We start from the raw sequence: 21,973 nt of genomic DNA, 5'->3' as shown, positions 1-21,973 counted from the left end.
ATTAGAAATTAAATACAAACTGTGTAAGTTTCATAGATTCAGCAAATTCTGTTTGATTGAGACCGAGATGATAGCCCTCATTTTCAAGTGTTTCGATCATCACTTCAGTAGCCATGTTTCCGACCAATTCATCTTTTGCCATCGGACATCCTCCAAAACCTTTCAAGGCTCCATCAAATCGTCTACATCCTCCCTTTAAGCCTGCAAGTACTTTTTCAGAAATCGATTCTCTCCTACTATGCAAATGTGCTCCAAATTCAATCTGTGGAAATGCCTGAATCTGAACTTCAAATAACTTGGTAATCAAATCAGGCGTAGCGGCACCGATTGTATCTGACAAGGAAATGGTTTCGACTTGAAGCTGAGCAAGTTTTTCGACAAACTCGGCTACCAATTCCGGCGAATATGCGTCTCCATATGGATTTCCAAAGCCCATACTGAGGTACACGACCTGTTTTTTATTTTTTACTTCGCAACGATTTTGAATCGCTTCGACAGTTTTCAATGCCTCATCGATACTTGCGTTGGTATTGCGCTGCTGAAAAGTCTCTGATACCGAAAGGGGAAAGCCCAAAAAGTCGATTTCGGGAAATTGAAGCGCATCATCTGCTCCCCTGACATTGGCTACGATCGCTAAAAGCTTTGACTTGGCAGCATGCAAATCCAGCAATTCCAAAACTTCTGCAGTATCCCGCATTTGCGGGATTGCCTTAGGGCTCACAAAACTCCCAAAATCTATCGTATCAAACCCTACCTCCATCAATTGATTAATGTAAGCTGCTTTGATCGCAGTGTCTATAAATTCGGGAATCCCTTGCATCGCATCCCGAGGGCATTCGACCAGTTTAATCATTCCCGAAGATAACTTCATTTCCAAATCTCAAATAAGGAAATTACGCATATGGTCTAATCGGCAAGTTTAAATCGGATCGGCAGGCGCATTTCTGATCTAATTACTTTTCCGTCTTCGATGCAGGGTGTCCAAGAATGCGGATATTTTGATACCACACGAAATGCCTCTTTGTTCAGACTAGGATGGTTTTCTTCAGGGTTCATTATTTCGATTTCTTCCATTTTACCCTCTTCTGTCACAAAAAAATGAAGGTAAACCAATCCTTCCTTTCCAAGAAACCTAGCGTCCTCGGGATAGACGAGGTTTTGGCCTAAATACGTATTCCAACCAGCTATTCCATCCTTTGGTAAAGCCTGAATTATTTCCGGCACTGGCATTTCCTGACCGGTTTCAGAAAAATATATTTCTTTCAGAACCTCACCATCTTCAGTGATTGTTAAAGATTTTCTTTGTCCACTTTCGTAGAAACGGGTCGTCTCCTTCCTCTTTTTCTTTTCAGAATAGATTGCGGATCTGATTTTTATTCCCGTTTCATCGGCATACCATACTTCAGTCTGTGTCATCGGCTCTTTTCGCTGCGGTAGCATCTCCACCCGCTGGTAGACCAGAGTCGAATCTCTGGTAAAGATTCGGACAGACTTTCGCATACTATCTTCAAGTGTGATTCTATAATGAGAAAAGGGATACTTGCTGGTGTCTTGAACGGTATACCAATAGGAATTAAGGTAGTCAAGCTGTTGAGCCTTAGCCGAAACCAAAGAAATAAAAAGCAGTATTACGAATAAACTGCTTTTTCTCATTCCAAAATTTATTCTGAGGAAAATGGGGAGCAATTTCATTAAAATACCTCTTTTGCAATCTTGTATGTAGCTTCTGCTTTACTCATCGTATAGAAATGAAGCGATGGAACTCCTGCTGCCACGAGTTCTTTGGATTGTTGAATTGCCCACTCAATTCCCACTGTTTTGACATCGGAATTGGTCTTGCATTTTTCCAGCTCATCCATCAAATCATCCGGGAAATCCAGGAAAAAAGTGCGTGGAAGCATCGTAATCTGACCCAAGGTTGTGATCGGTTTGATCCCCGGAATAATCGGTACATCAATCCCCGCGTCACGCACTTTGTTCACATAATCGAAATACTTCTGATTGTCAAAAAACATCTGAGTCACGATGTATTCGGCTCCCTTATCAATTTTTTCTTTGAGGTATTTCAAATCGAACTTTAAGCTTGGCGCTTCAAAATGCTTCTCCGGGTACCCGGATACTCCTACGCAAAAATCAGTATGAAAGCTATTTTCAGTCTCTTCGTGCAGGTAATGACCGTTGTTCATCCGGACGATCTGCTCTACTAATTCGCTGGCATACCCATGACCATTTGGCTCAGGAATAAACTTTCCCTCAGACTTTGGCGCATCACCACGCAGTGCAAGAACATTGTCCACTCCGATGAAATTGAGGTCAATCAGTGCGTTTTCGGTTTCTTCTTTGGTAAAACCACCGCACAAAATATGCGGAACAGCATCTACTTGGAATCTATTCATGATCGCTGCGCAGATCCCGACAGTTCCTGGACGCTTTTTGGTACTTACCTTCTCCAACAGTCCATTTGGGTGCTTTTTGTAGATGAATTCTTCCCGATGGTAAGTCACATCTACAAATGGCGGCTTAAATTCCATCAGCGGCTCAATACCTTCCAAAAGTTCTTTCAGACTTTGGCCTTTGAGCGGAGGCAAAACTTCAAAAGAAAAAAGTGTTGAAGTGGCATTTTTAAGGTGTTCAGTTATTTTCATAAAATTAGTGGTGGTTTTCAGTCCCTTATTGGACTCTCAGAATGGGATAGTTAATCAGGACGTCGTAGCTACTGTTTGAATAGGTGAATAAGCCAAATTTGGAGATAAAAGTCGCTCAGCTTGCTTCAGGGTAATGCCCTTACGCTCGGCATAACTAGCTACTTGGTCTTCTCCGATTTTGCCCAATCCAAAATATTTACTCTCAGGATTTCCAAAGTAAAAACCTGAAACCGAGCTAGTCGGATACATGGCAAAGCTGGAAGTCAGGGTAATTCCGATCGATTTTTCCAAATCCAACAGTTCAGAAATGGTGATTTTCTCCGAATGTTCGGGGCAAGCCGGATAGCCGGGAGCAGGTCGGATTCCGGGATATTCTTCGCGAATAAGCGAATCATTATCCAATCCTTCCTCAGTAGAATAGCCCCAATAATTTTTTCTTACTAGTTCATGTACATACTCTGCTGCAGCTTCAGCCAAACGATCGGCCAAGGCTTTGAATAAGATGTCATTGTAATCATCACCTGCGGCTTGAAATTCTGCCAGTTTGGTTTCCATTCCCAGTCCAGAAGTCACCGCAAAGCAACCCAAATAGTCCGTCTTCTCTGGATGGAGGTAGTCGGCAAGGGATCTGTTTGGGACTCCTTTTCCTTTTTTTCCTTGCTGACGCAAAAAGTGGAATTTCGCAATTTCCACGTTTGAATCATTAGGCTCAAATACCACGGCATCGTCTTCAATTCGCTTCACTGGGAAAAGTCCGAAAACAGCCTTAGCCGAAAGCCATTTCTCTGAGATCAACTGATCTAGCATCTGCTGTGCATCGGCAAAAAGCTTTTTCGCTTCAATCCCTACGATGGGATCTTCGAGAATTTTGGGATACTTCCCGCTCAGCATCCAGGTACTGAAGAATGGAGTCCAGTCAATGTATTTTCTAAGAATTGAAAGATCCAAATCTTCCAAAATGGTACGTCCAAGGGTCTTGGGCTTTACAGGTTCGAAAGAATTCCAGTCGATTGCCACTGGATTAGCTTTGGCTTCTTCATAGCTCACAAGCTGCTTCACCAATTGCTTCGCTTCATGTTCCTCTCTCAATTCCCGATAAGTCTCCTTTATCTGAAGACGATAAGCGTCTTTGGTTTCCTCCGAAATTGCTTCACCAGCAATTGGAACAGATTTACTCGCATCCGTCACGTGTATGACGATTCCTGAATACATTGGATCAATCTTTACTGCAGTATGGATTCTTGAGGTCGTAGCGCCACCAATAAGCAGAGGAATCTTTAATCCCTGTCGCTCCATTTCCGAAGCTACATTGACCATTTCATCCAGGGATGGAGTGATCAGCCCACTCAGACCGATGATGTCAACCTTATTTTTGATCGCTTCATCGATGATCTTTTGGGAATCCACCATCACACCGAGATCTATTATTTGGTAGCTATTACAAGCCAAGACCACCCCTACAATGTTCTTCCCGATATCGTGCACATCACCTTTGACGGTGGCCAAAAGAATCTTTTTCAACGAAGAAGCTTCTTGTCCTTCCTCAGGCAAGGGCATGAAGGGTTCCAGGTAGGCCACAGCCTTCTTCATGACCCGGGCCGATTTCACAACTTGGGGAAGAAACATTTTTCCTTCTCCAAATAGGTCACCGACCACATTCATCCCGTCCATCAATGGACCTTCGATTACTTTAAGGGGATTTACCAATTCGAGTCGAGCTGCTTCGGTATCTTCCACGATGAAATCCAAAATGCCTTTAACAAGGGCATGTTCTATTCGCTTAGCTACAGGATCTGATCGCCAAGCTTCATTGACGACCTCTTTTTTTCCTGCAGCTTTTACCGTTTCAGCAAAATCCAATAGTCGCTCAGTGGCATCTTCCTTCCTATCAAAAAGCACATCCTCTACTCGCTCCAGCAAATCTTTGGGAATATCGTCATAGACTTCAAGCATGGTCGGATTGACGATCCCCATGTCCATGCCATGCTTAATCGCATGATAGAGAAACGCTGCATGCATCGCTTCCCTTACCCGATCATTTCCACGGAAAGAGAACGATACGTTACTGACTCCACCGCTTACTTTTGCTCCAGGGAGATTCTCCTTGATCCATTTGGTGGCAAGGAAAAAGTCCAAGGCATTCTTTCGGTGCTCATCCATCCCCGTAGCTACCGGGAAGATATTGGGGTCAAAGATGATGTCTTGGCAATTGAATCCTACCTGATCTACCAAAATCCGGTAGCTCCGTTCACAGATCTGAATTCTCCGATCATAGGTATCGGCTTGGCCTTTTTCATCAAAAGCCATCACCACAACTGCTGCTCCGAATTTCTTGATCGTTTTGGCTTGTTGGATAAACTCAGACTCACCGTTTTTTAATGAAATGGAATTGACGATTCCTTTTCCCTGAACACATTTAAGCCCGGCAAGAATGATGCTCCACTTGGAGCTGTCAATCATGATGGGAATCCTACTGATCTCAGGCTCTGAAGCGATCAGATTGAGGAATTTGACCATAGCAAATTCCCCGTCCAGCATCCCTTCGTCCATACATACGTCCAGGATCTGAGCTCCTCCCCGTACTTGATCCAATGCGATATCAAGTGCTTCATCGTATTGTCCATTGAGGATTAGGCGGGCAAATTTCTTCGAACCTGTAATGTTGGTCCGCTCTCCGATGTTGACAAAATTGATGTTTGGGGTGAAAACCAAAGGCTCCAAGCCTGATAATTTCATATAGTTTTTAGACATTGTCTACCTCCTCTCCTGATACTTCTTCGATTTTCCTTGGCTTAAATTCTGCGGCCATTTTGGCCAATGCAGCGATGTGGTCTGGGGTTGTCCCACAGCAACCACCTAAAATATTGAGCATACCCTCTTTCAAGAAGTCACGGACTTGATCTGCCATTTCATTGGCTCCCTGATCATATGCCCCAAACTCATTAGGCAATCCGGCATTCGGATATGCAGAGACATAAAAAGGAGCCTTTTGTGCTAGGACTTTTAAATAGGGTCTCAACTCTTTAGCTCCCAAGGCACAATTTAAGCCTACAGAAAGTAGCGGAACATGGGAAATAGAAATCAAAAAAGCTTCTGTGGTCTGGCCGGAAAGTGTACGCCCAGAGGCATCGGTAATGGTGCCCGAGATCATGATGGGAATCCCGCCATCTCTTGGATCAAGTGGGATATTTCGCTCCTCATACACGTCCTGAATCGCATACAAAGCTGCTTTTGCATTTAGCGTATCGAAGATGGTTTCTACTAGAATGATATCAGCGCCACCATCCAAAAGCCCACGTACCTGCTCCGCATAAGCCTCAGCGAGTTGATCAAAAGTGATGGCCCGATAGCCCGGATCATTTACATCTGGAGAAAGTGAAGCTGTTCTATTAGTCGGTCCGATAGCACCTGCGACAAAACGCGGTTTGTTTGGTTCATTTACAGAAAACTCATCCGCAACTTCACGAGCTATCTTGGCAGATTCAAAGTTGATCGCATATGCCAGATGAGACAATTCATAATCTGCTTGTGCGATGGTAGTACCGGAAAAAGTATTGGTTTCGATAATATCGGCTCCAGCTTCTAAATATTCCCGATGGATCTGCCGAATGATGTCTGGCCTACTCAGCGAAAGTAAATCATTATTTCCTTTCAAAGATTTGGGGTGATTGACCAGTTCGGGAGTTCTGAAGTCCTCTTCAGTCAGTTTATAGCGCTGAATCATTGTTCCCATAGCTCCATCGAGTATGAGAATTCTATTTTGAATAGATTGAAGCAGAGTTTGTGTTCTGTTTTGCATCGTCAATTAATTAGATCAAAAAGCAAATCGAGCAAAACACGGATTGAAGTCTGGGAAGACTTTTCCGCTCATCTGTTTCCGGTCATTTCCGAAATGGGAGTTAGCACCTTGTTTACAGGTTGCTAAGACGTCGTAGGGCCCTTCCCTCAGTCTTTCTCGATAAGCTGCACAAAGGTAATAGCATTTTGATAAAAAAGATTACGTTTAATTCAGAATTTAAGTAAGCAACCTGCCCCTCGTTAAGAAATTCTCAATTATGGTCTAACTCCCACTGTTAATCCTATCATAGGGCCACTGAGATATTTTCCCATATTTAATTCGCCCAACTTATAATTACCCAAAGCCAATTCATAACCGGCTGTCGCACTCAGGACGATGTCAAAAATATTTCGCTTGGTCATGGGGAAACCATATTCGAAAACCAACTCAGGCTTTGCCATCAGGCCGGAGCTTTTAAGGTAACCATCGAAATACCGTTGCTCAAATAGCTCTGGGAAATCAGGCTTGCCTCCTTGATTCAAGGTATATCGGATATTTCCGTATCCCAACCCTCCTAGTGCACCGAATGCAAAGTTTTTGAGTTGGAAAAACTTCATACCAGCATTTCCATAGATTCTTAAGCTATTCAGGGAATGAGATTGGGTAGTGGAAGCACTACCTTTTAACGAAGAATTAAATACATCAATTCCGTAAAGCAACCCGTCTGTTTCACCCAATATTCTCAACCCTACATTGGATGGGGCACCTTCAAATTCAGCGAAACCATATTTACTTAACTCCTGATTTAGCACATCTGGTTTGCTGAAATGGAATCCCCGAAACAGTGATATTCCAATGGAAGCGTCCTTGTAGAAGAAATTCCGATCCGGGAGTGAAATCCCAGCTCCCACTCTTAAGAAGGCCCCTGATTGCGTATTGTCAAATGACATTCCGTTCATTTCCCATTTTCCTTCGAACGGACTAAAGGAATAGCCCACTTTAGCTAGAATCTCTAGGGACTCTTTTCTCCCTGGCAGGTCAAAATCATAACTCAACTGGAAACCAATTTCTGTCAGAAAATCTCCAAAATATGGGGTTCCTTTTTGGATATCGTTTTCTCTAAGAATAAAACCTTCTTTGGGATCTAGGAGAAAACTTGCCAGATTCTGGGTACCATCAGCAGGCAACATCTCGAAATTCAAATATCCCACGCCCAAAGACATGTAGTGGATCAGCTGGAATTTACCTTCTTCTGTCAGAGAATAGCCAACATTAACCAGCGCCCGACTCGTCCGGTATCGGATCTCAAAATCATCATAATCACTGGCTTTGCTTTGGTGCTGCGAAAGCTCAAAACCTACCAAAAAATCATTTATTCTAGCCTGATAACCAAGCCCGTAAGATCGATATCGGTTTTGTAAAGGGGAAAGCCCCCTTTGGGCGAGCATCTCATTAAATTGACGGAGATTGGCTCCTGATATCCCTGTAAAACCATAAAATGAAGATCGCTTATTCAGCAGACCTTGCGCTTGCAGGGTGAAAGAGATTGAAGATAAAAACAGGAAAAGGAAAAACCTTCTGATTCGCATTATGAAGTAAGTGATACCTGAAGCAATAAACTATTGCCATCTCTCGGCAAAATTAATGCTAAACCTCATTTTCATTAGGTTCTTTTGGATTAAGGCAATTCAATATCTTCTCGTACAGGATTTCAGGTGTGAAGGGCTTGGGAATAAAATCGTTCATTCCGCTGCTTTTCATTTCATCTTTCACCTCGTTAATCGAAGCTGCGGTCAAAGCCAAAATAGGAATGGAGTTCATTTTTGGATCGGGATGATTTCTGATAAAAGTAGCCACTTCAAATCCATCCAATTCAGGCATCTGAAGATCCAACAGGATGAGATCAAAACTTCCGCTCTCAAATTGATCCAAGGCTTCTTGCCCATCAGAAGCGATCACCAGATTCCCTACCTCCCACTTATTGAGGAATTTACGGATCAAAATCTGATTGACCATATTGTCTTCTGCCACCAAAATTGATGCGGATTGCAAAGAACGCTGCTGCACAAAGGCCCCTGATCGTTGGGTTTCGAGCTTTCGGGAATCCACAAACTCGAATGGAATTATAAATTCAAAAATACTTCCCCCTCCATTTCTGGGTCTGACCTCGATCTCCCCTCCGTGTAGTTCGACCAGACGCTTCACGATTGCCAATCCCAGACCTGTACCACCGTATTTTCGGGAAGTGGAAGAAGATGCTTGGGTAAATGCCTCAAAAATTGATTTTCGCTTATTTTCCGGTATTCCTATCCCGCTGTCTTCAAAAGAAAACTTGATGTCTGTCTGATTGTCTTTGGTATATTCTCTGGAAATAGAAATTCTGACAAAACCTGAATCGGTAAACTTAATCGCATTGGAGACTAGATTATTCACTATCTGACCAATACGGAGAGAATCTCCAATTAAGATCTCAGGAATCGCTTCGTCTATTTCACAGCTGATTCGCAGATTCTTTTCATTTGCCTGGAAACTGTGCGAATGAACAATTCGATGAATCATATTACGGATATCAAATTGAACTTGCTCCAACTCCACCTTCCCCGAATCGATTTTATTGTAATCCAGGATATCATTGATGAGCGCCATGAGGTTTTCTGCAGAAAACTGCAAGGTCTTTAGATTTTCCAATTGATCCGGCCTAGGATCCTCTTCCATTAGGAAATGGGCAAGACCAATCACCGCATTCATCGGAGTCCGAATCTCATGACTCATCACAGAGAGAAATTGCGATTTTATCTGAGAGGCTTGTTCAGCACGTTCTTTGGCCAACCGCAATTCCCGCTGTGTTTCCTTGAGCTTGGAAATATCTCTGGCCACTCCCGTATAGAATCGGTGGATACCATTTTTGTCCTCAATTAATCTTCCGTTGCTACTGAAAACTCGATAGTCCCCGTCCTTGTGCCGAAGCCTGAATTCAAGAAATTGATTTTGGGCCAGAAAGTCCTTCTCCTCTCCGAGCATGACCTGAAAAACATCCAGATCATCGGGATTGATAAAATCAAAAATACTACGTCCAATTACCTCATTGGATTGATAGCCCAAGAATTGGGTGACATTTGGTGAGACATACTGAAGCAGGAACGCTTCGGAGAGCGAAAAGATGATTTCAGTAGACTCCTCAACTAGTCGCCTGTATTTTTCTTCAGATTGAAGCAAGTCCATTTTTGCCTGGTACTCGTCCTGAATATCTCTGATAATACTCAAGGCATATTCGACACGTCCATTTTCGATGATCGGCCTAATTGTCCTTTGGTAACATCTTCCCTTCAGAAAAAACTCAGAATCAACAATCTCCTGATTGAAATACACCCGATCCAAAATGGCGTTGATCTCATCCAGTGGCGTGAGTTGAAGCTCGCTGAGCATTTTTCCTTCAAAATCTTCGCGCTTGAACCCCCATTTTTCAAAATTGGTACCCTCTGCCAATATGTATCTTCGTTCCTTATCGAGTAAAAAGATATTTGTCCCTGGAATATTGGAAGCCAAAACCCGGTACTGCTCGTCCCGCTGAGAATTGACAATTTCCAGATTTTTACGATCTGAAATATCCTGAAATAATCCTTCGTGAAACTGGATCATTCCATTTTCAGAAATGACATCTCTAGTCCGGTCCTCTACCCAAATAAAATTCCCCTCGGAAGTCTTGATCCTATATTCCCCTGAAAATGCCGGAAGTCCATTTTCGGTAAGCCTCCTCTCCTTATTTTCGACTATAAATTTCCTATCCTCAGGATGGAGCAAATCCAAAAATGAGCTTTTGCTTTCCATCAAATGAGTGGCCTCATAACCAAACAAATTGATGTTTTCAGAGATGTATTGGATGGCAAAATCATTGTTTGGATCTACTCTAAAGAGCACAGCGGGACTGTTTTCCACGATTAGTTGGGCTCTTTTAGCGATCTGTTCGGATTTATATTTTTCCTCCAAACCTCTCAATATGACCGAGTAGCCAATTTTATCCTTCCCATCGGCATGAATGGCTTGGATGGAAATCTCAAATGGGGAGAAATGTGTATGCTTGGTTTGGATATACCGCTCTGCCTTCCAAAGTTCGCCTACTTGAAGCATTGACGAAACCCGGGCTAATTCCTCTCCATTTTCCCAATGGACGGTAATCAAATCGTTCAGCAACCCGACGAACTCGCGGGCAGTTTCGGGACAGCATAACTGAACCGCGGCTTCATTGAGATAAATAACATGCAAATCCAGGTTTGTCACCAAAATAGGATCACTGACTTGGGTTAATATTTGGGACTGAAGCTTGAGATAACTATCTGAGGCACGCTTATGTGAGATGTCGGTGCAAAACCCAAACACCTCTAAGCCCTGAGTCAAAAACTCCTGCTTACCTTCAATTTCATAACTGATAAATCGGACCTCCCCATCACTTCCTGTAAGTGTAAATTCACCTGATGTACGGGATAGGTCCGAACTGGCCCGACGTAAATTAGAAATAAAAGAAGCCCGGTATTGCTTATCTATTCGGAAGATCAATGCTGAAAATTCCTCAATAACCGGTTGTGATCCTAGACCAAATAATCTGGCAAAACCAGCTGAGCAATAAAACCGGCTTTTGTGAGAACTGTACCTCCAAGACCCGGATTTGGATAATTCTTCAGTATAGGTGAGCAAATTTTCATTGCGCTCCATTTTCCGATTCATTTGGCTACCCAAAAATGCTCCGGCCAACACATCTCCCAACTGGCGCAAGACTTGAAGTTCCTTTTCTTCAAATCTGAAATCCTCATCATGAGATTCAAACCGAATCAACCCCAGTAACCTTTCACCAGAGATCATCGGTATCAAAATCCTACATTGTACCCAATGGTTAAAAGTAGGATTGGAATTTGGCTCACTTGAAATCAAGCGGACCTTTCCCTTTTCCAGAAAAATTTGATTCTCAAAAATCAGTTTCAGTTCATCCTCAGTTGGCAATAATTTTCGGTCCTCGGTTTTGAGAGACGACCACGAACTAATTGCCTCCAACTCCTCCGACTCTTTGTTGAAAACCATAATTTCTGCCCGATTGGCATTCAGAAACTCGCCAAACCCAGACAGAGCTCCAAAAAACTCAGACTCCAGCGCCTTAAAATTCCCTCCAATCAACCGGGAAGAAAGCTGGATGATCAGGTCCTCTATCTTATACCTGCTCTGAAGTGAGTTTTCGGTTAGAATGTATTCAGTTACATCCCTAGAGCTAAAAATAATCCCCTGAATTTGAGGATGATTGAGAAGATTTTTGGCATAACTCTCCAGAAAAATCCGCTTTCCATTGCGAAGCTTTACCCAAAAGTCAATGGACACTTCTTCACTGGTCTTAAGAACATCAAAGAAATCTCCCTTGACTATTTCTATCGAACCCATGGCTGCAAAATCCCGATAATTTTTGCCAATAATCTCAGAGGATTCAAATCCTAACTTATGGGAAACAGAATTGCTGATAAACTTGTAGTTCCCATTCTTATCCAAGATTGCTATCAGGTCATGGCTGTGGTTGAGGATGCTCTGCATGTAGCTAAGCTCCTCCGCATTGTCTCCGCCTGATTGGATTACTTGCTCCGCTTCGGAAGGCACCGCCACTGGCTCAGTTCCTTTTGCAATCAAAAATCGGGAGTTGTAGCTAGATGGAAGATTGATAAAAGTCCAAGTAAATTCAACCGAATCCCCTTGGATCCGATTTAAATCAAACTTTAACTGATGAATTGGTTTTTTCCCATCCATGAAAAATTCATCCAATTCAGCGATTTGCTCAGGTGTTCCAAATACCAACCTCCAATCCTCAGGTAAGGGTTGAAAATGCTTCAAATAATAGGCATTGAAAAAAATAATTTCCTCAGAATCCATCAAAAACAGAGGTTCCTGGATTTCATTTAGAAAATCAGAAATATCAAACTGCTGGAATTGAGACATGAATCATAAGTAAGGGTTGGGCATCAACGTGGCTTGAATCAAATTGCTCAGTAATATTTAAAAAGAAAACCTTAAACACAAACCTTAATTCTCTTTATTTTTCATGACTCTACTTAGGTTTGAGATGATCTTGTGACCCTTGTTTTTTTACCTTGCTTCAAACATTTTGAAGAAAAATTCCGTGATGACATTTGAAATAAATTCAACTTAAACTAAAAAAATATTCTTTATGATTATTTCCACCACACCTTCCCTTGAAGGCTATCAAATTGACCAATACCTTGGACTCGTTTCCGGAGAGACCATTATCGGCGCCAATATTTTCAAAGATTTTTTCGCAAGCATCACCGACATTGTGGGTGGCCGGTCATCTGCCTACGAGCAAGTACTCCGGGAAGCTAAAGCCACTGCAATATCTGAAATGGAAGCTCAGGCCAGGCATTTTGGTGCAAATGCAATAGTTGGCATAGACCTGGATTATGAAACCATACGGGAAGGAATGCTGATGGTGACGGTAAGTGGTACGGCAGTGAAGATTACAAAGCTTTAATGGAAAAAGGCCTGATAGATTCAGGCCTTTTTGATTTGCTCCATGACTTTTTTCACATCCGTATTTTTGCAAAAATGATTGTCCACGATTACTACCGGAGCTGACTTACACATATCCATGCACTTGGTTTGAAAAAATTTACAATGTCCTTTTAAAGTCCCTACAGTAGCCGCCTCTTTCAATTCTTTTCGAATTTTTTTAGATCCGGATTTTTTACAGTCCGAACCCGCGCAAATAAATACCAATTTCCTATTGTATCGCATCACATTGCCCAAATAGCCTGCATCATTAATCCAGCCAAATAGGCTCCATAGGTTCCCACAGCATATCCCAAGACTGCCAATAAAACACCCACCGGCGCTAACGATGGATCAAATGCTGAGGCTACAATCGGTGCAGAAGCTGCCCCTCCTACATTGGCTTGTGATCCTACAGCTACATAGAAAAAAGGTGCCTTAATCAGATAAGCAACCAAGGACATGATCAGAATGTGGAAAATCATCCAAACTATCCCGATCAGGAAGAAAATAGGATTATCCAATACTGCACCCAAATCCATTTGCATCCCAATAGTCGCTACTAAAACATAAAGCAAAACGCTCCCCATCCGTGAGGCACCTGCACCTTCCAGATCTCTGGCTTTGGTAAAGGAAAGCAATAATCCAGCAGTAGTTGCAATCACCACAATCCAGAAAAAGGCAGAATTCAAGGAATATTGATTGAGTTGCGGATAGTTATTTTCAAACCATGGCGCCAAAAAATCTGCACACAAATGAGAAAAACCAGTGACTCCAAATCCAATCCCTAGAATCAACATGGTATCTCCTAGACTTGGAATCTTCATGATTCCTTCCCTATGCTTGGCAATTCGATCCCGGAGTTCATAGATCGCAGAAGTATCGGCTTTGAGCAGTTTGTCTAATTTTTCAGGTTTTGCAGCCCAATACAGCAAAAAAGCCATCCAAAGATTTGCAACCAACACATCCACGGCAATCATTTGCCCAAACAGTGTCGGACTGGCACCGAATACTTCCAGCATAGCTGTCTGATTGGCTCCGCCACCGATCCAGCTGCCTGCGATCGTAGACAATCCTCTCCAAAGCTCATCAGAACCTGTCCCGGAGTAAACATCCGGAAATAAAGTCCCTACTGTCAAAAGGGCCAGGGGACCACCAATCATAATTCCTATTGATCCAGCCAGAAACATCGTCAGGGCTTTTGGTCCGAGTTTAAGAATCCCTTTTAAATCGATACTTATCGTAAATAAAACCAAAGAGGCAGGAAGAAGATACCTGGATGACACTTTGTACAGACCGGATGATTCTCCAGAGATAAGTCCTAAAGAATTGAATACTGCTGGAATAAAATAGCAAAGTAAAACCGTCGGGATATAGGTATAAAACTTTACCCAAAATGGCTTTTTGCTCGCTGAAGTAGCGAATACAAATGCCAGAGTTGCCATCAAAAGGCCAAAAACTACCGCGTCATTTCCAATCAAGAGTGTACTTTCTTCCATTCGCAGGATTTAATTTACAGCTACAACGATACAACCAAATGAGCAATTAGCCCAATAATTCTCCATCTGATCCTTTTAGTACTTGGATCAATTCACTTAGAATCATGGCTGTCGCTCCCCATACTACCTCTCCGTCAATTTCGAAATATGGGGTATCCAGATTGACGTTTTGGCTCACTGTCAGCGTTTTTCGTTTTTTCACCTCGGCACCAAACAACAGCGGCAATTCGGTCTGAATGATCCGCGATACTTCTTTGGCCTCCGGAATGAAATCAGGCTGCTTTTCGACAAACCCAAGAATAGGACTTACCAAAAATTTACTGGTCGGGATAAAAAGCTCTGTTAGACTTCCCAAAACCTGAACATCTCTGCGGTCGACACCCACTTCCTCCTCAGCCTCTCTCAGTGCAGTCTGGATAATGTTTTCGTCACCTTGTTCCATTTTACCTCCTGGAAAAGCGACTTGACCGCTATGAAAACCCTGATACTCGGGCCGCTTGATCAAAGGAAAATAAGTATCCTTACCAATCGGATAAAATAAAATCAGGACTCCGCTTTTTCTATGATTTTCCGGTAAAACTGAGTCAAATCGCCGCATATCTACCGGCATCGGTGACATTTGAAGGTGGGCTTTTTTTCCAGGCAGGGGAAATTTCATGGCTTGCTCCAACCGACGAATGAGCAGGTCAAAATTCATAATCAGGTTAAATCCACCGTTTTCAACTTGGTATCGAGATAGGAATCATGCTGGTACTCTTTCACCACCTTGGTCATTCTGAATTGATTTAGGGAATGATTCTGGACATTAATGATCCAAATCATTGGTCTAAATCCGTCCTCTTCCTGAAAAAATCCCAAAACCATCAACTCCGACGCATTCATCCACAATGCCTCCTCAAACATTCCGGAAGGCCCCATGAATAACAATCGTTCTTTCATCCCGTCTGCTCGGTACCAGATCACTTCTGAATCAGGGTTAAGAAAAGGCTGATCCAAACTCTCCTGTGCTTCTACTTTATAGGAATAAATATCCAAGGTTCCATTCCCCTCAGGATGTGGCAGTTGATATGGGAAAAGCGGATCTTCAGCTAGAATAGGATTCTTCTCCGGCATCTCCATAGGATCGATGGAGTCTGTCATGACCAATTCGAAATCAGAAGAATCAAACAGCCCCACCGAAGCAGCCCAATGACTTTGCCAACTTGATTTTTGAGCGAGTGCCTGGTTTATTTTGCTCTGCATAACCTCCAAACTCCCTGCATCTGAGGTTACAGCAAGAGAATCTTCAGATTTTGAAGAATCGGAAGATTCACAAGCCGAAAAAAAAATAAGCGTTCCCAACCAAACTGGGAGAAAGATTTTAGTTGACACTTTCATAGCGAAAATTTGAGCGTTGAAGCTAAGTCAAGGGATCGAAAAATCAAACGGATTTGAACAATGAATCTCCAAACAAAGAATTGAAAATGCCGCAAAGGCCAAATTCATTCTAAAAACAAAAAAGGCCGGAATATGACTCCGACCTTTTCCTGCTCTCAAACCTATTAAACCTATTGTAGATATTCAGTTGATGAATACCTGCGAAAAGTAGAAAATGTTTTCATTCCCTCCAAACAATCGATTGCGAAAAATATTCAAAATTTTATTCGGTTAAGATTCCAAGAAGATAAATCGCAGAAAATCAATTGCTTTTTGAATTCTTAGATTTAGAAAAATCCTTAAAAAATTTAATCTTTCTTCACTGATCCAGTTTCCAACTTATGCCACATCGCTCTTTACCACTAGCTACAAAAATTTTCGAAGGCTATCTCACCTATATAGAATCATTTAATACCTATACCAAACTTGCTCCGCTTTACTTTGCGCAGCGGAATTGGCAAGCCACCCAACTCAATCATCGCCAACGGCTTCGGCTATACAAAGACCTTCTTTTTGAGTTGAAGAAAGTCTTCCAGGACCTTTTGGGAGAAGACTCCTCTGATCGACAAATCTGGCAACTCATCCGAATGGAATATCAAAAAATGATCGCTGAGAGGCCGGATGTGGAATTGGCTGAGACTTTTTTCAATTCACTTTTTCGCAAGACTTTTCCAGATAATCCTTTGGATGAGGAACTCATGTATGTCACAGGAAGTCATCGAATAGCAGAATTTCAAGAAAATTCAACCCTGCTAAGGACCTATCCAGCCTCGATGGGACTCGAACAGATCATCCGTAAAATCTTGGAAGATTTTGAATTTGGGAGTTCATACATGGATAAAGAAAAGGATGTCGAATTTCTCGTAGAAGGTGTCAAAAAAGTCATTCTCACCCGATACCAAGTAGAAGTTGGTACCAAAACGCAACTATTGAAACCAGTCTTCTATCGAAATAAAGCTGCCTATTTAATCGGAAGAACCTTTGTTGGCAATAAATGGATGCCATTTATTATCCCTTTCATGAATGGGCCCAAAGGGATTTATGTAGACACATTGATTTTTGACCCCAATTTAATGAGTCACCTCTTTAGCTTTACCAGATCTTATTTTATGGTTGAGGCCGAGATTCCATCTCAGATTATCAGCTTTCTGCTTTCGGTGATTCCACACAAAAAAACACATGAACTCTACAATGCTATTGGATTCAATAAGCATGGCAAGACACTTTTCTACATAGACTTCCTCAATCATTTGGAAAATAGCACTGACAAATTTGTCGTGGCACCAGGGATCAAAGGCATGGTGATGACTGTCTTTACCCTTCCCTCCTTCAACATTGTATTTAAATTGATTAAAGATCACTTTGAGCCTCCGAAGAGTATGACTCGCCAAGAGGTTCGTGAAAAATACAAGTTGGTCTCGCTACATGATCGCGTCGGCAGAATGGCGGATACGCATGAATTTGAATTTTTCAAAATCCCGCTTGAGCGGATCAGTGAAGAGCTGCTGAAGGAGCTTCGAAACACCACAAATTCATTGCTGCAGATTAATGAAGGACATTTGGTAATTAAACACCTGTATACCGAGCGAAAAATGATTCCGCTCAACCTCTTTCTGGATACCTGCACTACCGAAGAAGGCAGGCGGGCGGTAGAAGATTATGGTCGTGCGATCCTTCAATTGGCGCAGGCCAATATCTTTCCCGGGGATATGATGACCAAAAACTTTGGACTTACCCGTCAAAAACGCGTCATATTCTATGATTATGATGAAATCGAATTTCTGGAAGAAATGAATTTCAGAGTGAAACCAAAGCCAGAAACTTATGAACAAATCTATGCTTCGGAGCCTTGGTATGAAATCAAAAAGAATGATGTTTTCCCTGAAGATTTTCGCAGGTGGATGATCGGCAGAGCAGACCTAAAGCCTCACTTTTTAGAATATCATCAGGATTTATTCGATCCATTCTACTGGAAATCTCTTCAAGAACGGATCCAAAAAGGGGAATTGATCCATGCGTTTCCTTATCCGGACGAGATCAGATTCCGGCCAAATGAACCCGTGTAGAAAAACAATGTTTCATTCTTAGCCAGACAAAACTTATTTTTGGCAAATCGGGTTAGCCCTTTTCGTACCTCCCAACCCATGATTTCAGAAGTTTCAAATCCTCATACTACCGTCACGCGTATAAAAAAAATCGTCCTTCAAACTCCTGAAGATGACGAGAGACCCGTTTATCTTTCCGGAAACTTCAACAATTGGGCAACTCAGGATTTTCATTTCAAAATGAAAAAACTTGAGCCTGGAAAGTATGAGTTTAACTTTCCCGAAGGGCCCGAATTTACAGGTGAACTCATCTACAAATTCACTAAAGGAGATTGGTCTGAGGTAGAAATCGATCGCTATGGTAACAGAACTCCCAATCGCCACTGGAATGATGACAAACCTGTGAAGTTTGAAAAAGTGGCGAAATGGCGAAAAAACTGGCTCCCCTACCGTCCTTCTCAGCTTCCAAAAATTCACTTGATCTCTGAAGAATTTGAAATACCACAGCTGAATAAAACGCGCAAAATCTGGGCGCTTTTACCGCATGACTACGATACAAGCACAGAACATTACCCGGTTCTCTACCTGCATGATGCTCAGAATCTCTTCAATGAAAATGCAGAATTTGGCAATTGGCAAATAGATAAAAAACTAGCAGTCATGGCTGACTATGGGATCGGGAAGATCATTGTCATCGCTGTAGAACATGGAGAAAAAGAGCGCCTGATCGAATATAACGTCGGGAAAACCTTGCTTGGCCAAGGCAATGGAAAGCAATACATTCGGTTCATCACGGACACACTGAAGCCCTTCGTAGACAAGACCTTTCGAACCAAACCTGAGCGTGATCATACCGGAATCGGTGGAAGCTCAATGGGCGGTCTGGTCAGCATTTTCTCCGGTTTGATTTATCCCGAAGTATTTGGAAAATTGATGGTCTTTTCCCCATCTCTCTGGGTCATTCCCAAGATAAAACTTGGGTTTCTCGACTTCTTTGAACCTCAGGAAACGCGGATTTACCTCTATGCGGGTGGTGATGAAAGCGAAACCATGGTCAACCATGTGACCAAGCTTAGAAAGCGACTCCTCAAGCGCGAAAGCCTTGAAGGCAAAATGAAAGTCCGTCTTTCCATTAACGAAAACGGCAAACACAACGAATCCTATTGGAGCGACGAGTTCCCCAAAGCCATCGAATGGCTGTTTTTCAATGATAAACCGGAGTAATCTACTCCTGATCAACTTATGCAAATCAAAACCAATCCCAAAAACCTCTCAACTAGTGCGTTGAGAGTCATCCCTGTGTTTCAAGCAAATGCCGAAGAAACACTTGTTGCAAAACTCGGGATGTCAGGCCCATCTAAGGCCCTTTTTTCTGGTAAAAAAGACACGAGCTACAGTTTGGAATTAGATACCCAAGTGATTTTGCTTTTGGGTCTTGGAGAAAATCCAGAATACAAAACCCTCGAAACGACTTTTCGGAGGATCCTATCAAAACATTCGGATTTGGTTGAAAAAGAAGTGATTCTGGATTTTCCCGATACTTTCTCCACGGAGCAAATCGAATCAGCCATTGTTGGATTTAAACTAGGGACCTACTCCATTGGCTTTTATAAAAAAGAGAAAGCAAAAGATTTCGCGAAGTTGAAAGTGGAGGTCATCACAGGCATCGAAAAAGCCAAATCCATAGTGGAGCGCGCAGAAAAAATTGCAGAGGCCAAAATAGAAGCATTCAGACTAGTAGACTTGCCTCCCAATAAAATTACGCCTGAATACCTTGGTGACTGGGCAAAAACACAAGCCAAAAAATATAAACTTGATGTAAAGGTTTTGGATGTAAAAAAAGCCAAATCTGAAGGTTTGGAGGCTTTTTTGGCAGTAGGAAGAGGCTCAGCCAAAGAGCCTAAGTTCATTATCCTAGAATACCGCCATCCCAAAGCCAAATTTCATCTAGGCCTAGTGGGTAAAGGGGTGACATTTGATACCGGAGGACTGAATGTGAAAACACAAGCCATGCACCACATGAAATCCGACATGGGCGGTGCAGCTGCTGTATTAGCCACGACCCAACTTGTTTCTGATTTGGGCCTGGCAATCAATCTCACAGCCATCGTCCCGGCAGTCGAAAACGCGATTGACAAAGATGCTTACTTGCCCTCGGAGGTAATTGGCAGCCATGCAGGCTTATCCATTGAAGTGATTGACACAGATGCAGAGGGTCGACTGATTTTGGCAGATGGGCTCTCTTATTTGGTCAAAAATTACAAGGTGGATCAAGTGATCGACTTGGCTACGTTGACTGGAAGTTCTATCGGAACTTTTGGTTTTGAATGTGCAGCATTGTTCAGCAATGACGGAGACCTATCCCATGGCTTGCAGCGCGCTGGGGAAGAAATAGGCGAAAAATCCTGGCCACTTCCACTTTGGGAGAATTATGGAAAAGAGATGGATTCGGAGATCGCCGATATCAAAAATTACCATGGAAAACCATTTGCAGGAGCAATCACGGCTGCGAAATTCCTTCAGGCTTTCACCCATGATCATCCTGCCTGGGCACATTTGGATATTGCCGGGGTCGCTTTTGGAGATGGAGAATTTGCCAAAACCAAAACCGGAACGGCCTATGGCGTAAGTCTTTTATTGCGGCATATCGAAAACCAACTTTAAAATATATCCGACAAGTCTTCCGATTTGTCGGATTTTTTTTCACTTTTTGAATACAAAATTTACGTCTTATGAGCTCACCGAAAACTTTTCTTTGCATCTCCAATTATTTTAAAGGAAATGCTTTCTTGACTGCACTCAAAAAGCAGGGAAACCGGGTTTTTCTAGTCACCACAGAACAGCTTCGGGATAAGCCATGGGCCTTTGAGTACATTGATGAAATATTTTACATGCCAGGTCAGGATTTGGATTGGGACATGGATTTATTACTGAAAGGTGTCGGTGGACTGATGAAAGACCACAAAATAGAAGCAATCATCGCCTTGGATGACTACGACGTAGAAAAGGCAGCTTTCCTTAGAGAAAATCTTCGAATTCCCGGTATGGGACAGACGACTGGCCGCTATTTCCGCGATAAATTGGCCATGCGGATGCGTGCCAAAGATGCTGGAATCCGAGTGCCTGCATTTTCACCGCTTTTCAACAATGAAGAAATCAACCAATTTGCGGATACCGTTTCTCCCCCCTGGGTTCTTAAACCTCGGTCAGAGGCATCCGCCCATGGCATCATCAAAGTTCATTCGAAGGAAGACCTTTGGAAGCATATTCATGAGTTGGGTGAAAACAGAGTTTACTATCTCGTAGAGCAGTTTAAACCTGGAGATGTTTTTCATGCTGACGGCCTCCAGATCGATGGGAAAATTTTGTTTGTGACTGTTTCCCGCTACTTGGCTACTCCCATGGAAATATCCCAGGGAGGTGGAATATTTCGTTCAGCCAATATAAAATATGGTTCTGAGGATGATAAAGCTATAAAGAAAATGAATGAGCAGATCATGAAAGCGTTTGGGCTAAAACATGGAGCTTCTCACACTGAATTCATCAAAAATCGGGAAGACGGTAAAATCTACTTCTTGGAAACAGCCTCGCGAGTCGGCGGAGCACATCTAGCCGAAATGGTCGAAGCGGCCACTGACATCAATCTCTGGCAAGAATGGGCAAAGATTGAGGATGCTATTGCAAAAAATGAAAAATACAAGTTGCCAAAAGTGGGTAAAAACTATGCGGGTATTATACTGACGCTTTCCAAATACCAGCATCCTGATCTCAGTACATTCGATGATCCTGAGGTATGCTTTCGGGTACCCTTGGATTATCATGCGGGACTTATCGTCAGGTCAGCAAAGCAAGAACGGGTGATGGAATTATTGGATAATTATTCAGAACGATTTGCCACTGATCTATCGGCCAGCGCGGATGCACCAGAAGTGAAGAAATTCCATTGAATTTTCTGGTCTACCACCATCGTAACCCGTCTATATTTAGTTAAAAAGGTACTCAACTGCTACAACTTCCATCTTCAGGAAATTCTAAGTTCGAGAGGATAAAATA

At 42.6% G+C, this 21,973-nt stretch carries 16 protein-coding genes and 1 riboswitch; of the genes, 5 read left to right on the top strand and 11 right to left on the bottom strand.

Annotated elements, in window-relative coordinates; all coding sequences use genetic code 11:
- Position 1: 1 nt before the first annotated feature.
- From DK188_RS12435 to DK188_RS12405, 7 genes are all read right to left on the bottom strand, one after another.
- Entirely contained in the window at positions 2–853 is an 852-nt protein-coding gene (locus DK188_RS12435) for a hydroxymethylglutaryl-CoA lyase (protein WP_111671260.1), read from the bottom strand.
- Positions 854–906: 53 nt separating this feature from the next.
- The gene (locus DK188_RS12430; protein WP_157963235.1) at positions 907–1,653 is read right to left on the bottom strand and encodes an energy transducer TonB; all 747 of its coding nucleotides are present in this window, start codon (positions 1,651–1,653) and stop codon (positions 907–909) included.
- Positions 1,654–1,691: 38 nt separating this feature from the next.
- Positions 1,692–2,645 carry a methylenetetrahydrofolate reductase [NAD(P)H] gene (gene metF / locus DK188_RS12425; RefSeq protein WP_111671148.1) on the bottom strand — a complete coding sequence of 318 codons (954 nt, stop codon included), beginning with the start codon at positions 2,643–2,645 and terminating at the stop codon, positions 1,692–1,694.
- A gap of 54 nt (positions 2,646–2,699) precedes the next feature.
- Positions 2,700–5,381: a methionine synthase gene (gene metH, locus DK188_RS12420; protein ID WP_394335845.1), complete on the bottom strand. Its 2,682-nt coding sequence runs from the start codon at positions 5,379–5,381 to the stop codon at positions 2,700–2,702.
- A gap of 7 nt (positions 5,382–5,388) precedes the next feature.
- A complete protein-coding gene (locus DK188_RS12415; protein WP_111671146.1) occupies positions 5,389–6,444 on the bottom strand; it encodes a homocysteine S-methyltransferase family protein in 1,056 nt (351 codons plus the stop codon).
- 65 nt (positions 6,445–6,509) lie between these two features.
- Positions 6,510–6,610: riboswitch (SAM riboswitch) on the bottom strand.
- A gap of 88 nt (positions 6,611–6,698) precedes the next feature.
- The gene (locus DK188_RS12410; protein ID WP_198673016.1) at positions 6,699–8,012 is read right to left on the bottom strand and encodes a hypothetical protein; all 1,314 of its coding nucleotides are present in this window, start codon (positions 8,010–8,012) and stop codon (positions 6,699–6,701) included.
- Positions 8,013–8,070: 58 nt separating this feature from the next.
- Positions 8,071–12,393 (bottom strand): PAS domain S-box protein, encoded by a 4,323-nt coding sequence (locus DK188_RS12405; protein WP_111671145.1) that lies wholly within the window; start codon positions 12,391–12,393, stop codon positions 8,071–8,073.
- A gap of 229 nt (positions 12,394–12,622) precedes the next feature.
- Between DK188_RS12405 and DK188_RS12400 the strand changes: the two genes are divergently transcribed.
- The gene (locus DK188_RS12400) at positions 12,623–12,943 is read left to right on the top strand and encodes a YbjQ family protein (protein ID WP_111671144.1); all 321 of its coding nucleotides are present in this window, start codon (positions 12,623–12,625) and stop codon (positions 12,941–12,943) included.
- A gap of 20 nt (positions 12,944–12,963) precedes the next feature.
- Here the strand turns inward: DK188_RS12400 and DK188_RS12395 are convergent, their stop codons facing one another.
- From DK188_RS12395 to DK188_RS12380, 4 genes are read right to left on the bottom strand one after another with little or no spacing between them, the layout of a single operon-like run.
- Positions 12,964–13,206 carry a (2Fe-2S) ferredoxin domain-containing protein gene (locus DK188_RS12395; RefSeq protein ID WP_111671143.1) on the bottom strand — a complete coding sequence of 81 codons (243 nt, stop codon included), beginning with the start codon at positions 13,204–13,206 and terminating at the stop codon, positions 12,964–12,966.
- Entirely contained in the window at positions 13,206–14,459 is a 1,254-nt protein-coding gene (locus DK188_RS12390) for a DUF819 family protein (RefSeq protein ID WP_111671142.1), read from the bottom strand. The genes DK188_RS12395 and DK188_RS12390 overlap by 1 nt, the downstream gene beginning before the upstream one ends.
- A gap of 46 nt (positions 14,460–14,505) precedes the next feature.
- Complete coding sequence (locus DK188_RS12385; RefSeq protein ID WP_232825723.1) at positions 14,506–15,117, bottom strand: NUDIX hydrolase; 612 nt, start codon at positions 15,115–15,117, stop codon at positions 14,506–14,508.
- A 41-nt stretch (positions 15,118–15,158) separates the two neighbouring features.
- Positions 15,159–15,836 (bottom strand): bifunctional isocitrate dehydrogenase kinase/phosphatase, encoded by a 678-nt coding sequence (locus DK188_RS12380; protein WP_111671140.1) that lies wholly within the window; start codon positions 15,834–15,836, stop codon positions 15,159–15,161.
- A gap of 380 nt (positions 15,837–16,216) precedes the next feature.
- Between DK188_RS12380 and aceK the strand changes: the two genes are divergently transcribed.
- The 4 genes from aceK (at position 16,217) to DK188_RS12360 (ending at position 21,867) form a co-directional block, all read left to right on the top strand.
- Entirely contained in the window at positions 16,217–17,941 is a 1,725-nt protein-coding gene (aceK, locus tag DK188_RS12375) for a bifunctional isocitrate dehydrogenase kinase/phosphatase (RefSeq protein WP_111671139.1), read from the top strand.
- Positions 17,942–18,019: 78 nt separating this feature from the next.
- Entirely contained in the window at positions 18,020–19,144 is a 1,125-nt protein-coding gene (locus tag DK188_RS12370) for an alpha/beta hydrolase (protein ID WP_111671138.1), read from the top strand.
- Between the two features lie 18 nt (positions 19,145–19,162).
- Positions 19,163–20,584, top strand: coding sequence for a leucyl aminopeptidase family protein (locus DK188_RS12365; protein WP_232825722.1), 1,422 nt, complete (start codon positions 19,163–19,165; stop codon positions 20,582–20,584).
- 68 nt (positions 20,585–20,652) lie between these two features.
- A complete protein-coding gene (locus DK188_RS12360; protein WP_111671137.1) occupies positions 20,653–21,867 on the top strand; it encodes an ATP-grasp domain-containing protein in 1,215 nt (404 codons plus the stop codon).
- Positions 21,868–21,973: the final 106 nt, after the last annotated feature.

This window comes from Algoriphagus litoralis, from assembly GCF_003259255.1.
Classification (GTDB): Bacteria; Bacteroidota; Bacteroidia; order Cytophagales; family Cyclobacteriaceae; genus Algoriphagus; species Algoriphagus litoralis.
This window is presented reverse-complemented; position numbering and strand designations above follow the sequence as displayed.

Coding starts and splice junctions, on each gene's coding strand:
- metF (WP_111671148.1), bottom strand. CDS start 2,645: ATGAAAATAACTGAACACCTTAAAAATGCCACTTCAACACTTTTTTCT.
- DK188_RS12390 (WP_111671142.1), bottom strand. CDS start 14,459: ATGGAAGAAAGTACACTCTTGATTGGAAATGACGCGGTAGTTTTTGGC.
- DK188_RS12405 (WP_111671145.1), bottom strand. CDS start 12,393: ATGTCTCAATTCCAGCAGTTTGATATTTCTGATTTTCTAAATGAAATC.
- DK188_RS12430 (WP_157963235.1), bottom strand. CDS start 1,653: ATGAGAAAAAGCAGTTTATTCGTAATACTGCTTTTTATTTCTTTGGTT.
- DK188_RS12370 (WP_111671138.1), top strand. CDS start 18,020: ATGATTTCAGAAGTTTCAAATCCTCATACTACCGTCACGCGTATAAAA.
- DK188_RS12435 (WP_111671260.1), bottom strand. CDS start 853: ATGATTAAACTGGTCGAATGCCCTCGGGATGCGATGCAAGGGATTCCC.
- metH (WP_394335845.1), bottom strand. CDS start 5,381: ATGAAATTATCAGGCTTGGAGCCTTTGGTTTTCACCCCAAACATCAAT.
- DK188_RS12415 (WP_111671146.1), bottom strand. CDS start 6,444: ATGCAAAACAGAACACAAACTCTGCTTCAATCTATTCAAAATAGAATT.
- DK188_RS12385 (WP_232825723.1), bottom strand. CDS start 15,117: ATGAAATTTCCCCTGCCTGGAAAAAAAGCCCACCTTCAAATGTCACCG.
- DK188_RS12360 (WP_111671137.1), top strand. CDS start 20,653: ATGAGCTCACCGAAAACTTTTCTTTGCATCTCCAATTATTTTAAAGGA.
- aceK (WP_111671139.1), top strand. CDS start 16,217: ATGCCACATCGCTCTTTACCACTAGCTACAAAAATTTTCGAAGGCTAT.
- DK188_RS12400 (WP_111671144.1), top strand. CDS start 12,623: ATGATTATTTCCACCACACCTTCCCTTGAAGGCTATCAAATTGACCAA.
- DK188_RS12365 (WP_232825722.1), top strand. CDS start 19,163: ATGCAAATCAAAACCAATCCCAAAAACCTCTCAACTAGTGCGTTGAGA.
- DK188_RS12395 (WP_111671143.1), bottom strand. CDS start 13,206: ATGCGATACAATAGGAAATTGGTATTTATTTGCGCGGGTTCGGACTGT.
- DK188_RS12410 (WP_198673016.1), bottom strand. CDS start 8,012: ATGCGAATCAGAAGGTTTTTCCTTTTCCTGTTTTTATCTTCAATCTCT.
- DK188_RS12380 (WP_111671140.1), bottom strand. CDS start 15,836: ATGAAAGTGTCAACTAAAATCTTTCTCCCAGTTTGGTTGGGAACGCTT.